Below are 13,818 nucleotides of genomic sequence, written 5' to 3' on the forward strand. Positions count from 1 at the left end.
CATGTGGGAGCGAGCCTGCTCGCGAAGGGGCCAGTGCTGCTTACACAAGGCTCTCGCGAACCATATCGAGAAACGTCGCCACCACCCGCCGCGAACTCTGTTCGCGCAAGCACACCAGGGTTTCGGTCAGGCGCCTCGTGCAGTCGGTGATCGGCAACGCGCAGACCCGTGAGTCGGCGCCGAACTCCGCCGCTGAAACCACACCAACCCCGATCCCCACCACCACGGCTTCGCGCGCCGCTTCCCGACCTTCAACCTGAATTGCCGGGCGAATGCGCAAGCCCGCTCGGGCCATTTCCTCTTCCAGGGTCTGCCGGGTTACTGAACCGATCTCACGCAGCACCAGTGGCGTGTCATCCAGATCGGCCAGACAGATCGATTCGCGTTCGGCCCACGGATGATTGCGCGAAACGAACGCCACCATCGGATCGTTGCGCAACGGCACGCACAGCAAGCGTTCATCGGTTACGTCGCGGCCGAGCAGCGCCAGATCGGCCTGATAGTTGAACAGGCGAAACAGCGATTCATCGGTATTGCCGGTTTCGATTTTCACGCTGATCCCCGGGTAGCGCTCGCAGAACCGCGCGATCTGCGGCAACACGTGGATCGGCGCGTCCACGGCGAGAATCAGGCTGCCGGTCTGCAGGGCCTGGGATTCCTGCAGCAATTCCTGCGCTTCGGCTTCGATCACGAACAGGCGCTGGGTGATCGCCAGCAGGCGCTCGCCCAGGTCGGTCAGGCGCACGGAACGTTTATTGCGGTGAAACAGCAGCACGCCGAAGCGTTCTTCGAGTTTGCGTACCTGGTCGGAAATCGCCGGTTGCGTCAGATAAAGCCGCTCGGCGGCGCGGGTGAAGCTGCCATGGACGGCCACCGCATGGAACGCTTTGAGTTGGGCATGAGAGACGGACATGGTGGCTCCAGTAACAAGCTCAGCTTATGTGTGAAATACGATAAATCGATTTTATTTATTAAACAGTAATTGCTTTGATCGGCTCACGCCATCGCTGACTGTTCGGTCGAACAGCAGCGCCGGCCCATGAGCCTGTGCGTGCAACAGCAGACTCATCTGACCGTTATCGCCGAAGGGAAGGGGCGGTAACGCAGTGCTCAACAATAAAAAACACAGGCGTTTTTCTTAATCGATTCTGCCGGCACACTCACACCCTGAGGTCAGAACCACCATGAACAAGCACATCGGCACCCTGGCGCGTTGGCGCGTGCAGATCTTCGCTATTACCTGGCTCGCGTACGCCGCGTTCTACTTCACCCGCAAAGCATTTTCGGTGGCCAAACTGGGCATCGCCGAAGACCCTGATTTCACCCTCGACAAAATGGCCATGGCCAACCTCGACGCAATCTATCTGGCGGCGTATGCCCTCGGACAGTTCACTTGGGGCATGCTCGCCGATCGCTTCGGTCCACGAGTGGTGGTGCTTGGCGGTTTGCTGATATCCGCCGCTGCGGCGCTGGTGATGGGCAGTTTCGCTACATTGCCGATCTTCGCCACGTGCATGTTGATTCAAGGTTTGGCGCAGTCCACTGGCTGGTCGGGGCTGTGTAAAAACCTTGGCAGCTTCTTCCCGTCAGAGCAGCGCGGGCGCGTGCTCGGTTTGTGGAGTTCCTGTTACGCGTTTGGTGGTCTGGTCGCCTCACCGTTCGCCGGCTGGTGGGCCTACACGCTGGTCGGCACCTGGCACGCGGCATTCATTTCCAGCGCGGCGGTGGTCGCGGTGGTCGCCGTGCTGTTCTTTATCTTCCAGCGCAACAAACCGGAAGACGTCGGCTTGCCGGCGGTGGAGCCCGAGCCGGAACTGACCGCCGAAGAAACCGCAGCCAACAGCAAACTCAGCGTCTGGGAGCCACTGAAGGAAATCCTGCGCAACCGCACGGTGCTGGTGCTGGGCCTGGCGTATTTCCTGCTGAAACCGGCGCGCTACGCGATTCTGTTGTGGGGCCCTGTGATTGTTTTCGAACAGATGCCCAGTGTCGGCAAGGTCGGCGCGGCGATCATTCCCACCGCGTTTGAACTGGCCGGATTGCTCGGGCCGATCATGATCGGCCTGGCCTCGGACAAACTCTTCGGCGCCCGACGCATGCCGGCCTGCGTGCTGAGTCTGCTGGCGCTGACCGTGACGCTGGCGTTGTTCATGGCTGCGCTGAACACCGGCAGCGTGTTGTTGGTCGTCGCGTTGCTGTTCGTCATGGGCCTGACGTTGTATGGCCCGGACTCGATGATCAGCGGTGCGGCCGCCATCGATTTCGGCAAGGCCAAGGCCGGCGCCACCGCCGCCGGTTTCGTCAACGGCTGCGGCTCCGTTGGCGCGGTGCTCGGCGGTTTGCTGCCGGGCTACTTCGACTCGGTGACGGTGTTTATCGTCTTCGCCGGATGCGCGCTGTTCTCGGCGCTGGTGCTGTTTCCGCACTGGAACAGTCGGCCGGTCGGCGTGATGGAGCCGCGCGCGGCGATCCCCAACTGCCCGCTGAGCGTCAAACCGCTGCGTTCCTGAAACCCTTCGCCCCGTGGCCTGCTGCGCGGTGCGCGGCAGGCTGCGTCGTGGCTATCTGACTGGAGATTTCCCATGCGACCGTTCTGGCTCGAGCAAGCCTTGCAGGCCGACCCATCCGAGCAGTGTCCACCGCTGCAAGGCGAGGTGCGCACGGATGTGTGCATTGTTGGCGGTGGTTACACCGGATTGTGGACGGCGATCATGCTCAAGCAGCAAAACCCGGAGCTGGATGTGCTGCTGATCGAAGCAGACATCTGCGGTGCCGGCGCCAGTGGCCGTAACGGTGGTTGCGCACTGTCATGGTCGGCCAAGTATTTCACCCTGGAGCGCTTGTTCGGCGTCGAAGAAGCAGTGCGTCTGGTCAGGGAATCGGAGCGCAGCATCCATGCGATCGGCGAGTTCTGCGAGCAGTACGGCGTCGATGCCGACTACCGCCTCGACGGCACGCTGTACACCGCGACCAATCGCGCCCAGGTCGGCGCAACTGATGCGGTGATCGCGGCGCTGGAGCGGAACGGCATCAACTCGTTCAGCCAGCGCCCGCTCGCCGATGTGCAGCGCATGGCTGGCTCAGCGAAACACCTGGAAGGCTGGTTTTCCCCGGCGGCCGCCAGCGTGCAACCGGGCAAACTGGTGCGCGGTCTGCGCCGGGTGGCGCTGCAATTGGGCGTGAAGATCCATGAGGGTACGGCGATGATCGGACTGGAAGAGGGCCGCCCGGCACGTGTTCACACGCCCGGCGGCAAGGTCATCGCCGACCGCGTGGTGCTGGCGATGAACGCGTGGATGGCCCGCGCGTTTCCTCAGTTCGAGCGCAGTGTGGCGATCGTTTCCAGTGACATGCTGATCACCGAACCGCGTCCGGAACTGCTGCAGCAAATCGGTTTGACCAGCGGCGTCAGCGTCCTCGATTCGCGGATTTTCGTGCATTACTACCACAACACCCCGGACGGCCGGATCATGCTCGGCAAGGGCGGCAACACCTTCGCCTATGGCGGGCGGATGCTGCCGGTGTTCGATCAGCCGTCGCCTTACGCCGGATTGCTCAAGCGCAGTCTCGCGGATTTTTTCCCGGCGTTCGCCGAGGTCAAAATCGACGCGACGTGGAACGGCCCGTCGGATCGTTCGGTGACCGGTTTGCCGTTTTTCGGCCAGATGAGCTCGGCGGGCAATGTGTTTTACGGCTTCGGTTATTCCGGCAGCGGCGTCGGCCCGTGTCACATGGGCGGGCAGATTCTCGCCGCGCTGGTGCAGGGCCTGGATAACCCGTGGACCCGTTCGCCGCTGGTCAACGGGCCGCTGGGTTATTTCCCGCCGGAACCGATTCGCTACCTCGGCTCGCTGATGGTGCGCAACGCCATCCGCCGCAAGGAGCGCGCCGAAGATCACGGGCGCCGGCCTCGGCATCTGGACGTGCGCTTGGCCAAGTTCGCGGCGGCGGCGGGCAAGGCGGACAAAGGCTGAGGCGCCAATCAATGCTCGGCGCGGTGGCTCAGCCAGTCGAGCAACAGGCTGTCGCGCGCGGGTTCTGATTCGCGCTCCGGCGGCTTGCGTGCGTGGCTGAGGCACAGGATCGGTCGGTCCGGATCACTGTCGAGGAAACTCACCCACACTTCACTGCCGGCACGCGGTAATTGATCGATGGCGACGGGGCCGCTGAGCCGACTCATGGCGATCGGCAGCCACAGGGCGTCGCTGGCGGATTTATCCTCAGCCGGCCAGAGGCTTACAGCGAGGCAGCCGTTTTCGTCCACTTGCGCAGGTTGCCCTGGCGCACCCGCCACTTTCGCCAAGTGATAACCGGCAATATTCGGGCGAGCTTGTTTGAGCGGCGGACGGAAGTCGGTCGACCAGGGCTGCGCAGTGAAGTCGTTGTGATAACGCTGAACGCTTGGCGCCGGATCAAGGATCGAAGGGTGCTGCCCTTGGTGGCGCACGGCGCATATCAGCCATTGTTCGTTGAAATGATGGATCGGGTGGTCGGCCACAAGCAGCAGTCGGCCACTGAGCAAATCGCTGCAATCACTGCGCCCGTGAATGGAACGCAACTGGCAGCGCTGGCGTTGCAGATGACGGCGGCTGCGCTGTTCGGCGTGCAGACGTTCCGGCGATCGCGCGGGCATCGGCAACTCGGTGGAGACTTCGTTGGCGGCTTCGGCGTTGCCGGTTGGCTGACCGCGATTGCGCACTGCATGCAGCATCGGCACGGGCGCCGCGCGATGCTGTTGATAGAGTGCGCTAACGCAGGGCGATGGTGGTTGCTCATCAGCATTGAAAGGGATTTCGACCGGTTGCTGGGGCAGGCTCAGGCTGTCGTCGGCGAACACCACGACGTGTCCGTCCGGCCCATGTTCGAAGTGATAGTGGATGCCTTCTTCTTCGCATAGCCGCTGCAGCAGGGCCAGATCGCTTTCTTCGTACTGAATGCAAAACGCCCTTGCCGGGTAGTGACCGACGCTCATTTCAATGCGGTAGCTGTGCGCTGGCAGGGCATGTTCTTCGAGCAGTTGTTGAATGATCTGCGGCACACTCAGGTGAGTAAACACGCGGCGCTTATGCGTTTGCGCCAGTTGTTGCAGATGCGGCACCAGAATCAGTCGATAGCCGACCCGATGGGTCCCGCGATGTTCGCAGCTGGCGCTGGAAATGACGCCGTGGAACCCGTGCTGCTCACTGAGCCGCAGAAAGGCCGGCCGGTGCAGGAAGGATCCCGGAACGATGGCCGGGGCCAGTCCGAGCAGTTCGATGTCGAAACGGTAAGGCTGGTTCAGCGCTTCCTCGCCGCGAAAACGCACCACCGGCAGGCGCAATCCGCTGTCGGTCAGCGTAAGGGTGAAGGGACTTTCCTTGTCATTGAGCATTCGAGCAGGCCCTGTCAGGCGATACGGGGTTTCAAGGGTACGAAACCGTCGGGCTGAATAGTCATGTCGAAGGCGCTTTTCAGAATCCCCCTACATGCTTTGGTGAAGATGTCGATTCCGTCGGCTGTTTTTTTGGTCGATTGCCGACTTTAGGCCGTATAAACTTGCCGCCACGCGTCGGCCAATAGATGTCTCGGCGCCACAGATCAAGAGAGTGAGTAATGGGCGCACAGTGGAAGGTTAAACACAAAGAAGCGGCAGCCAACGCCAAAGGGAAGATCTTCGGCAAACTGGTGAAGGAAATCACCATTGCTGCACGCAACGGTGCCGATACCGCCACCAACGCACACCTGCGTCTGGTGGTCGAACAGGCGAAGAAAGCCTCGATGCCAAAAGAAACCCTCGATCGCGCGATCAAGAAAGGCGCCGGTCTGCTGGGTGAAACCGTGCAATACCATCGCGTGACCTACGAAGGCTTCGCGCCGCATCAGGTGCCGCTGATCGTCGAATGCGTCACCGACAACATCAACCGCACCGTCGCGGAAATCCGCGTGGCGTTCCGTAAGGGCCAGTTGGGCGCTTCCGGTTCGGTGGCGTGGATGTTCAACCACGTCGGCATGATCGAAGCCGCGCCCGACAGCCCGGATGCCGATCCGGAAATGGCTGCGATCGAAGCCGGTGCCCAGGATTTCGAGCCGGGTGAAGAGGGCGCGACGCTGTTCCTCACCGACCCGACCGACCTCGACGCCGTGCAGAAAGCCCTGCCGGAACAAGGCTTCACCGTGCTCTCGGCCAAGCTCGGCTACCAGCCGAAGAACCCGGTCAGCGGCCTGAGCGACGAGCAGATGGCTGAAGTCGAAGCGTTCCTCGAAGGCCTCGACAACCATGATGACGTGCAGGACATGTTCGTCGGTCTGGCTGGCTGATCTGTCGCGCCAGTAATGACCTCTTCGCGAGCAGGCTGGCTCCCACACTGGAATGTATTGCGACTGTGGGATTGAGCCTGCTGGCGATTGACCGTGCAGCGGTCACAGATTCTTCAGCACCTCAATGACTTCGCTGAACCCCGGCCGCCCCAGCACATCGGCCTGACAGCAACGTCGTTCCAGCGCCTGCAGTTGCGCGCGCCGCTCCGTACTCAATCCTGAGTCGACACGCTCCAGCAATTCCCCCAACAACACACCGAACGCACGGACTTCCAGGCGCTGCAATGCGCGCGTCTGCACATCATCGCCGGTGGCATGAAACGACGCCGCGCCGAAATCCCCCAGCAGACAATCGCCGCGATCGTTCAACAGAATGTTGTGGCCATACAGATCGCCGTGGGTAATGCCTTGGCGGTGCAGGTGCTCGGCCGCTGAGGCGATGCCTTGGGCGACGCGCAGGGCGACCTCGGCGGGGAACCGGCAACCTTCGGCATAAACATCCCGCGAGCACGAGTCCAGGCTGGGCAAACCGGCGAGATTGCCGAAGCTCGGATCAATCAGTTGCATCACCAGCCCCTGCTGTTGATCGGGATGGCCGCTGATGCGCCCTTCGACGCGGATCAGGTTCGGGTGCAGGCCTGCGGTGATGCAGGCGTTCATCTCATGCAACGGCGAGCCGTCGCTGGTCATCTCGCCTTTGTAGAGCTTCACCGCAACCGCCTGCGCCGTGCCGTCGTCGCGCTGCCAGACTGCCTTGGAAATCACCCCGGAAGCGCCTTCGCCCAGTTGCTGCTCCAGGCGCAGCGCCGACCAGTCGATCAGCGGCGTGGCCTCAAGGGCAGCGGCATCGGCTTCGGTCTCCAGCGGATTGCCGGCGTAGGCCAGCCAGGTCAGGCTCGGCAAGGTCAGCAACCACTGCGGCAGTTCGCTGAGTTGGTTGGCAGCGATGCGCAGCAATTCCAGCCGATGGCAGTGGCGCAGGGAGTCTGGCAGCGTTTGCAGCCGATTGCCGGCGAGCATGAGCTTCTGCAGAGCGGGGCGTTCACCGAGTTCGCTGGGCAGGCTTTCGATGCGGTTATCGGTGAGGATCAGCCAGCGCAGCTGCGGCGGCAGGGCGGCACCGGGCACATTGACGATGCGGTTGGCCTTGAAGCCGACCATGGTCAGCGCGGGGCACTGGCCGAGGCAGGCCGGCAGTTCGCTGAACTGGTTGTCGGAGCAGAACAGCACGCGCAGGCGGGTCAGGCGATGCAGGTCCTCCGGCAGGCTGCTCAGCGCGTTGCCGCTGAGGTTGAGCACTTCCAGCGTGTCGGCCAGTTGGAAAATTTCGTTGGGGAATTCGGTCAGCCCGCAAGACAGGTCGAGGCGGGTAATGCCGGACAGCTCGCCGGCGCGCAGTTGAGCAAGGGTGTGCATGTCTGGTTTCGCTATTGATCGGTGGAGCGACGCGTGGGCGCTGGAATGGGCGACATGATAGCGGTAAAGCGGATGCTGAACGGATTTTGAGTTGTCCCGGGACCTTGTGGGAGCGAGCCTGCTCGCGAAAGCGGTGTATCAGTTAAATGAACTCTGACTGACATACCGCTTTCGCGAGCAGGCTCGCTCTCACAGGGTAGGGTGTCAGTTGGGTTCGTGGATTTCCTGCAACTGCCCCAACCGGCTGCGCGTGCGCGCCAGGTCAATGGCGTGACCTTCCAGGCTCTGGCCCAGCGGCAGTTGGCCGAGCAGGGTCAGGTGTTTGTCCTGATCGTAAAGCACGTCGATCAGATTGATGAAGCGCTGCTGCACGGCGATCGGACACTCGCCGAGCTGCGGCAGGTCATCGATGATCCACTGGTCGAAACGCTGGCACAGTTGCAGATAATCCATCACTGCCGTTGGCTGTTCACACAGATCGTTGAAGGTGAACGCGACTCGCCGGCCTTGGCAAAAACGGGCCTGAAGCTGGCGCTTGCCAACTTCGAGGGCAAGGGCAGGCGCGTCGGCTGGTGGCAGGTCCAGAGTCTGACGTTGAGCTGCCGTCGCCGGCCAAACGTAATGTCCTTGGGTAAACACTTGATGCGTGTGTTGGCGGTTGAGCGTGCGGTAGTCGTGGGCGCCGCCGACTTCCATCACCTGCATGCGCGTGTTGATCAGCTCGATCACCGGTTTGAAGCGCGCGTGATACAGCGGATTGGGCAGCAAGCCCTCGGGTGCATAGTTGGAGGTCACCAGCAGCATGATCTGCCGTTTGAACAGCGCCTTAAACAGCCGCGTGATCAGCATCGCATCGCCGATGTCATGCACGTGAAACTCGTCGAAACACAGCACCTGGCAATCTTCCAGCAACTCATCCAAGGTGATTTCCAGCGCGTCTTCCTCCAAGCGATGACGGAACATGCCGTCGTGCAACCGAGCGAAGAACTGATGGAAATGCAGGCGGCGTTTGCGCGTGATCGGCAGTGCCTGGAAAAAACCGTCGAGCAACCAGCTTTTACCGCGCCCGACGGCGCCGTACAGGTACAGACTCGGCGGTGTGTGGCCGCTGTCGCCGAGCAGCACGCTGGCTTGCTGCGCCATGCAGTCGATGACTTGCTGCTGACTGCGGCTGAGGGTGTAGCCCCGGCTTTTGGCCTTGTCGCGGAAATAATCGCGGATGGTCGCGGCATGAGCATCGTGCCCGGCGCTGGCGGGCAGGCTTTTGCCGAACAGGCGGCGCAGCAACGGCCAGCGTTGGCTCAGTCGTGATCGTTTCGGCGTTCGGGCGGGCACGCGGGACAGGCTCCTGGTTTCTCAGACCGGCTCCACAGCGAGCGCGGTGGCCCCAGTGTAACCAGAGCCCGGGCGTCGGCTCCATGAAATATCACCATCAGAACGGTGGCGATTGCTTGAGCAACTCTGCCGCCGGCGAGTCGGTCGGGCTGACCACCGCATAGTTGTAGCCCGGCCCTGACCAGTAATCGGCCTGCAGATCGCCATCGCTGCGCGAGCCACGCGGCAGCAGGGTGTTTTTCGGCCCCGGTGGACGCAGGTAAAAGCTCACTTTGTGACCGCTGCCATCCTCATACATCACCATCGCCGCCGCGCCTTCATCGGTGCTGAGCAAGCGCCCGCTGACCGGCTCGAATCCGGCAGCTTTCAAGTCCGGCAAGCGCCCGGCACCGCTGAAGTAGCGGTCGAGCCAACGCTGCATGTCGCCGTCGCTGTCGACCTTGTAATCGGCGGGCAGTACGCCTTGCTGGGCGATCAGGCGATAGGCTTGCAACGCGTCAGTCATCGGCAATGGCGCAGGGCGCGCCAGGGTCATTTCTCGCGCCTGCCAGCCACTGAAACCGCCGATGCTCACGGCAATCAGCAACACCGCCGCGCTGGCCAGGTGGCGACGGGACTGCTGGCGGCGGCGCTGGCGAATCATCATCGGGTCGAGCGCCGGATTGGCCGGTTGCTGCAAGGCGCCACTCAGCGCTGCGCGCAACTGCTGGGCGTCGCGTTGCCAGGCGCGCACCTGCGCCGCTTCTTCAGGGTGGCTGGCCAGCCAGGTCTCGAGCACGCGCCGATCGGCGTCGCTGAGCTGGTGGTCGACGTAGGCGTGCAAATCACGTTCGCTGGGAGGCAGGCTGATCATTTGAGTATCCGCAAGGAAGGGCTGCTGATTTCGCCGTCGCTGAGTTGGCGCAAGGCCTGCCGGGCGCGGGACAGGCGCGACATCACGGTGCCGATCGGGGCGCCGAGGATCTCGGCGACCTCTTTATAGGACAGGCCTTCCACCGAGACCATCAGCAGCAAAGCGCGCTGTTCGGTGGGCAGGCGTTCGAAGGCTTGCAGGGTCGACTGGGCGATTACCGTGCGTTCCACTGAGGGTTCGGCGTCGTCACGACCGGTGAAAAATTCCAGCATCCGCGCATAGCGCCGCGAACGGCGGTGCGCATCGAGAAACTGCCGATAGAGGATCGCAAACAGCCAGGCGCGCAAGTCGCCCTCGGCGCGTTTCTCGCCCCAGGCCGACAGCGCCCGCTCGAGGCTGGCCTGGACCAGATCGTCAGCGCTGCTGCTGTTGCGCGTCAACGACACGGCGAAGCGGCGCAATCTGGGAATGATTTCTCTCAACTGTTCGTCGAATTCGCTCATGAATGTCTGCTGGTCGCTACGCTGTGGACTAGGAAGACGCCCGTCAGCGCAGGTTATTCCCCGTGCGCAAAAATAAATACGGTGCCGTGGAATAAACCCGGATGGGGTGCGTCTTGCTGACTCTTTCCACTTGTGGCCGATGGCCTGGAGATATTCATGGTTGATCGCTCGTCCCCCAACGCTGCACCGCCCGGCAGGCCGCCGCGCGAGCCATTGAGCGCCGCGAGCCTGGTTTTACGTCTGGGCGGCATTGCCGTGATTGTCGCCGCCGTGGCCGGGGCGTTTGCCTACGTGCATGGCAACCTTGACCCACAACGATTGACGCCAAAAGCGTTGGTCGATGTGCTGGAAAAGAACAACGGCGTGCATCCCGGCTTTCGTCGCAATCACGCCAAGGGCGTGTGCGTGATAGGCCATTTCGAAAGCAGCGGCGAGGCGCGCGCGTTCTCCACGGCACAGGTGTTCAACCTGCCGCAGACACCGGTGGTGGGGCGTTTTGCCTTGCCGGCGGGCAATCCCTATGCGCCGGACAGCGCCGTACCGATCCGCAGTCTGGCGCTGCGCTTCACCCAGGCGAACGGTCAGCAATGGCGCACCGGCATGAACAGCATGCCGGTGTTTCCGGTGGGCACGCCTGAAGCGTTCTACCAATTGCAGCAGGCGCAGTCGCCGGATCCAGCCACTGGCAAGCCCGACCCGACGAAGGTGCCGGCGTTCTTCGCTGCACACCCGGAAGCCGTGCCGTTCTTGACGTGGGTAAAGACCGCCAAGCCTTCGGCCAGCTACGCGACCGAAACCTATAACAGCATCAATGCGTTCTATCTGGTCGATGGCAACGGCAAGAAACAGGCCGTACGCTGGAGCATGACCCCGTTGGCGCAGGACGCGGCAGGTGCCATAGCCCCTGAAGGCGCCGATTTTCTCGAGAAGGATCTAGTGCAACGCCTGGCCGCCGCACCCTTGCGCTTCCAGTTGAACATCACGTTGGCCAACGCCGACGACCCGGTCAACGATGCCAGCAAGACCTGGCCCGCTAATCGCAAAGTGCTGAACGCCGGGACTTTGGTGCTGGAGAAAACCCAGCCGCAGCTCAGCGGTGAATGCCGCGACATCAACTACGACCCGCTGGTGCTGCCGGCCGGCATTCAAAGCTCGGAAGATCCACTGCTGGCCGCGCGTTCTGCCGGCTACGCCGATTCCTACCTGCGTCGCACCAGCGAAGTCAGCCAGTTGCCCGCCGCCAAACAGGAGGCTCGTCCATGAGCAAGCAACCGACGCATTTCGTTTTGCTGGCGCGCCTGCTGCACTGGCTAATGGCGCTGATGATCATCGCCATGCTGTTTATCGGCGCGGGCATGGTCACTTCGGTGTCGTCTCGCCATGAATGGCTGATACATCTGCACAAGCCACTGGGCATCGCGATCCTGGCGCTGGTGATCGTGCGCCTGCTGGTGCGCTTTACCACCCGCCAACCGCCGCTGCCGGATGATCTCCCGGGCTGGCAGGTGCTGGCAGCCAAGGCTTCCCACGTCTTGTTGTATGCGTTGATGCTGGTGTTGCCGCTGCTCGGCTGGGCGATGATCAGTGCCTCGGGCGAGCCGGTGATGCTCACGGCGTCGCTGCATCTGCCGTCGATTGTGCCGGCTGACGCGCAACTGTTTGCGGTGCTGCGCAAGTCCCATGGCTATCTGGCGTATCTGCTGTTTCTGACGGTGCTGCTGCATCTGGCGGCGGCGCTGTTCCATGGCTGGGTGCGTCGTGACGAAGTGCTCGACAGCATGTTGCGCGGGCGTGATCGCGGCTGACCCTATACCGCAAAAGATCGCAGGCCGGCTGCGATCTTTTGTTGTTGCAGGGAAAGGGATCAGCGCAGGGTGTCGACCATGTCGGCGAGGGTGGTCAGCACATCCTTGCCCAATTGCTTGGAACGTTTGCCCGACCAGCCGGTGATCTTGTCCGGGTGGTCGTCGTGGTCCTTGAAGGGCATCTCCAGGGTCAGCGACAGGCAGTCATATTTTTGCCCGACGCTGTTGCAGGCCAGGGTCATGTTGGCCTGACCCGGTTCATCGCGGGTGTAGCCGTAGGTGGTCTGGAAGTCTTTGGTGGTGTGCTTCAGATGGCTGCGGAAATGCTCTTCAAGCTTTTCGACGCGCGGTGTAAAGCCAGGATTGCCTTCACAGCCGGCGGTAAAGACGTGGGGAATTTCCTCGTCGCCGTGCACGTCGATAAACGCATCGACGCCATATTTTTCCATCTGCTGCTGGACGAAAAGCACTTCCGGACTGATGTCCTGGCTGGCGTTCTGCCAGGCCCGGTTCAAGTCCTGACCCATGGCATTGGTGCGCAGATGGCCATGGAAGGCGCCGTCCGGGTTCATGTTCGGTACCAGATACAGATCGGCGCTGGCCAGCAGTTTGTTCAGTACCGGATCGTCCTGGCGCTCCAGACGCTCAATCACGCCTTCCATGAACCATTCCGCCATGTGCTCGCCCGGATGCTGCTGGGCAATGATCCAGATCTTGCGCTGGCCTTCGGCACCGGTGCCCTTGCGCAGTAGCTGAATGTCGCGGCCCTCGACACTTTTGCCGGTCGCCAGCAATTCGGTGCCAGCCTTGCTCAGCGCCTGTTCGATCAACCAGTCGTGGCGGCCGCGGCTGTAGGGCTCGAAGTAGGCGAACCAGGCGTGGGTCTGTTCGGCTTCGAGGCAGAAGCGCAGGCTGTCGCCTTCGAAGCTGGTGGGGATGCGGAACCAGTTGACGTGGTCGTAGGAAGCGACTGCCTGATAGCCGGTCCAAGCCTTGTTATAGGAGGACTGGCTGGCGTTGACCAGACGAAACCAGTGTTCCTGATGCACATGCAGGCCGCTGGCCTTGAAATGGAACCACTGAAAATGAGCGCTGCGGGTGTCCGGGCGGATGGCCAGAACCGGATTGAGCGGGTTGCTGATGTCGATGACTTGGATATTGCCGCTGTCGAAATTGGCGCTGATGTCGAACGAAGATTTGGCCACGGTCATAATCGCTTCCAGAGCAGGATTTTTATGACCGGTACTTTACACGCAGGCAGGGCTGAAACCGAGGGGAATTGCGGGTGTAGCGGGGGGCGTCTTCCGTGACGCGCCAGCAGCTTAGAGGCTATGCGATTGATTCTCAAGTGCTGATTGCCATTAGTTTTGCCCAATGTGGCCGGGCTCGGCTTGCCAATCAATATTCTTTTGCTATTATCCGCGCCATCGAATTTGCAGCACCCAAAGACTTCATTAGCCTGAAGACACAAGCCCGAAAAACGGGCAAAAAAAGACCCGGCAAAAAGCCGGGTCAAAAACCGTGATTAGCCTGATGAGGAGATAGTCCAGAAGACCGACCTAAGGTCTCTGGTCCATCGACTGATCTCGCGACCAGCTGCTTGCAATAA

At 61.9% G+C, this 13,818-nt stretch carries 13 protein-coding genes; 6 read left to right on the plus strand and 7 right to left on the minus strand.

Annotation, left to right across the window (positions count from 1 at the left end; all coding sequences use genetic code 11):
- Positions 1-40: 40 nt before the first annotated feature.
- A complete protein-coding gene (locus tag AC0IXA_RS04265) occupies positions 41-913 on the minus strand; it encodes a LysR family transcriptional regulator (protein ID WP_122612111.1) in 873 nt (290 codons plus the stop codon).
- 271 nt (positions 914-1,184) lie between these two features.
- Between AC0IXA_RS04265 and AC0IXA_RS04270 the strand changes: the two genes are divergently transcribed.
- Positions 1,185-2,510, plus strand: coding sequence for an MFS transporter (locus tag AC0IXA_RS04270; RefSeq protein WP_341637131.1), 1,326 nt, complete (start codon positions 1,185-1,187; stop codon positions 2,508-2,510).
- A 72-nt stretch (positions 2,511-2,582) separates the two neighbouring features.
- Positions 2,583-3,974: an FAD-dependent oxidoreductase gene (locus AC0IXA_RS04275; RefSeq protein WP_471811896.1), complete on the plus strand. Its 1,392-nt coding sequence runs from the start codon at positions 2,583-2,585 to the stop codon at positions 3,972-3,974.
- Between the two features lie 8 nt (positions 3,975-3,982).
- On the opposite strand, the gene AC0IXA_RS04280 is transcribed toward AC0IXA_RS04275, so the two are convergent.
- Positions 3,983-5,371 carry a type VI secretion system Vgr family protein gene (locus AC0IXA_RS04280; protein WP_471811898.1) on the minus strand — a complete coding sequence of 463 codons (1,389 nt, stop codon included), beginning with the start codon at positions 5,369-5,371 and terminating at the stop codon, positions 3,983-3,985.
- A 221-nt stretch (positions 5,372-5,592) separates the two neighbouring features.
- On the opposite strand from AC0IXA_RS04280, the gene AC0IXA_RS04285 reads away from it, so the two are divergent.
- Complete coding sequence (locus tag AC0IXA_RS04285) at positions 5,593-6,297, plus strand: YebC/PmpR family DNA-binding transcriptional regulator (protein WP_016775324.1); 705 nt, start codon at positions 5,593-5,595, stop codon at positions 6,295-6,297.
- A 102-nt stretch (positions 6,298-6,399) separates the two neighbouring features.
- On the opposite strand, the gene AC0IXA_RS04290 is transcribed toward AC0IXA_RS04285, so the two are convergent.
- The 4 genes from AC0IXA_RS04290 to AC0IXA_RS04305 form a co-directional block, all read right to left on the minus strand.
- The gene (locus AC0IXA_RS04290) at positions 6,400-7,713 is read right to left on the minus strand and encodes a protein kinase (protein ID WP_471811900.1); all 1,314 of its coding nucleotides are present in this window, start codon (positions 7,711-7,713) and stop codon (positions 6,400-6,402) included.
- 204 nt (positions 7,714-7,917) lie between these two features.
- Positions 7,918-9,048 carry a cell division protein ZapE gene (gene zapE / locus AC0IXA_RS04295; protein ID WP_471811902.1) on the minus strand — a complete coding sequence of 377 codons (1,131 nt, stop codon included), beginning with the start codon at positions 9,046-9,048 and terminating at the stop codon, positions 7,918-7,920.
- Positions 9,049-9,145: 97 nt separating this feature from the next.
- A complete protein-coding gene (locus AC0IXA_RS04300; RefSeq protein WP_024013445.1) occupies positions 9,146-9,901 on the minus strand; it encodes an anti-sigma factor family protein in 756 nt (251 codons plus the stop codon).
- Positions 9,898-10,404: an RNA polymerase sigma factor gene (locus tag AC0IXA_RS04305; RefSeq protein ID WP_016775320.1), complete on the minus strand. Its 507-nt coding sequence runs from the start codon at positions 10,402-10,404 to the stop codon at positions 9,898-9,900. The genes AC0IXA_RS04300 and AC0IXA_RS04305 overlap by 4 nt, the downstream gene beginning before the upstream one ends.
- 156 nt (positions 10,405-10,560) lie before the next feature.
- On the opposite strand from AC0IXA_RS04305, the gene AC0IXA_RS04310 reads away from it, so the two are divergent.
- Together AC0IXA_RS04310 and AC0IXA_RS04315 are read left to right on the plus strand one after the other, a co-directional pair.
- Positions 10,561-11,667, plus strand: a complete 1,107-nt coding sequence (locus AC0IXA_RS04310) for a catalase family peroxidase (protein ID WP_471811904.1) — start codon at positions 10,561-10,563, stop codon at positions 11,665-11,667.
- Positions 11,664-12,209, plus strand: a complete 546-nt coding sequence (locus tag AC0IXA_RS04315; RefSeq protein WP_024013443.1) for a cytochrome b — start codon at positions 11,664-11,666, stop codon at positions 12,207-12,209. The genes AC0IXA_RS04310 and AC0IXA_RS04315 overlap by 4 nt, the downstream gene beginning before the upstream one ends.
- Before the next feature lie 59 nt (positions 12,210-12,268).
- Here AC0IXA_RS04315 and AC0IXA_RS04320 read toward each other — a convergent pair whose 3' ends face one another.
- A complete protein-coding gene (locus tag AC0IXA_RS04320) occupies positions 12,269-13,420 on the minus strand; it encodes a M14 family metallopeptidase (protein ID WP_471811906.1) in 1,152 nt (383 codons plus the stop codon).
- Between the two features lie 95 nt (positions 13,421-13,515).
- Here AC0IXA_RS04320 and AC0IXA_RS04325 point away from each other — a divergent pair, with 95 nt between their 5' ends.
- A complete protein-coding gene (locus AC0IXA_RS04325) occupies positions 13,516-13,734 on the plus strand; it encodes a hypothetical protein (RefSeq protein ID WP_341637138.1) in 219 nt (72 codons plus the stop codon).
- Positions 13,735-13,818: the final 84 nt, after the last annotated feature.

The sequence above is a fragment of the Pseudomonas sp. AC083 genome (assembly GCF_979253165.1).

Coding starts and splice junctions, on each gene's coding strand:
- AC0IXA_RS04300 (WP_024013445.1), bottom strand. CDS start 9,901: ATGATCAGCCTGCCTCCCAGCGAACGTGATTTGCACGCCTACGTCGAC.
- AC0IXA_RS04320 (WP_471811906.1), bottom strand. CDS start 13,420: ATGACCGTGGCCAAATCTTCGTTCGACATCAGCGCCAATTTCGACAGC.
- AC0IXA_RS04310 (WP_471811904.1), top strand. CDS start 10,561: ATGGTTGATCGCTCGTCCCCCAACGCTGCACCGCCCGGCAGGCCGCCG.
- AC0IXA_RS04265 (WP_122612111.1), bottom strand. CDS start 913: ATGTCCGTCTCTCATGCCCAACTCAAAGCGTTCCATGCGGTGGCCGTC.
- AC0IXA_RS04305 (WP_016775320.1), bottom strand. CDS start 10,404: ATGAGCGAATTCGACGAACAGTTGAGAGAAATCATTCCCAGATTGCGC.
- AC0IXA_RS04280 (WP_471811898.1), bottom strand. CDS start 5,371: ATGCTCAATGACAAGGAAAGTCCCTTCACCCTTACGCTGACCGACAGC.
- AC0IXA_RS04275 (WP_471811896.1), top strand. CDS start 2,583: ATGCGACCGTTCTGGCTCGAGCAAGCCTTGCAGGCCGACCCATCCGAG.
- AC0IXA_RS04290 (WP_471811900.1), bottom strand. CDS start 7,713: ATGCACACCCTTGCTCAACTGCGCGCCGGCGAGCTGTCCGGCATTACC.
- AC0IXA_RS04285 (WP_016775324.1), top strand. CDS start 5,593: ATGGGCGCACAGTGGAAGGTTAAACACAAAGAAGCGGCAGCCAACGCC.
- AC0IXA_RS04270 (WP_341637131.1), top strand. CDS start 1,185: ATGAACAAGCACATCGGCACCCTGGCGCGTTGGCGCGTGCAGATCTTC.
- AC0IXA_RS04315 (WP_024013443.1), top strand. CDS start 11,664: ATGAGCAAGCAACCGACGCATTTCGTTTTGCTGGCGCGCCTGCTGCAC.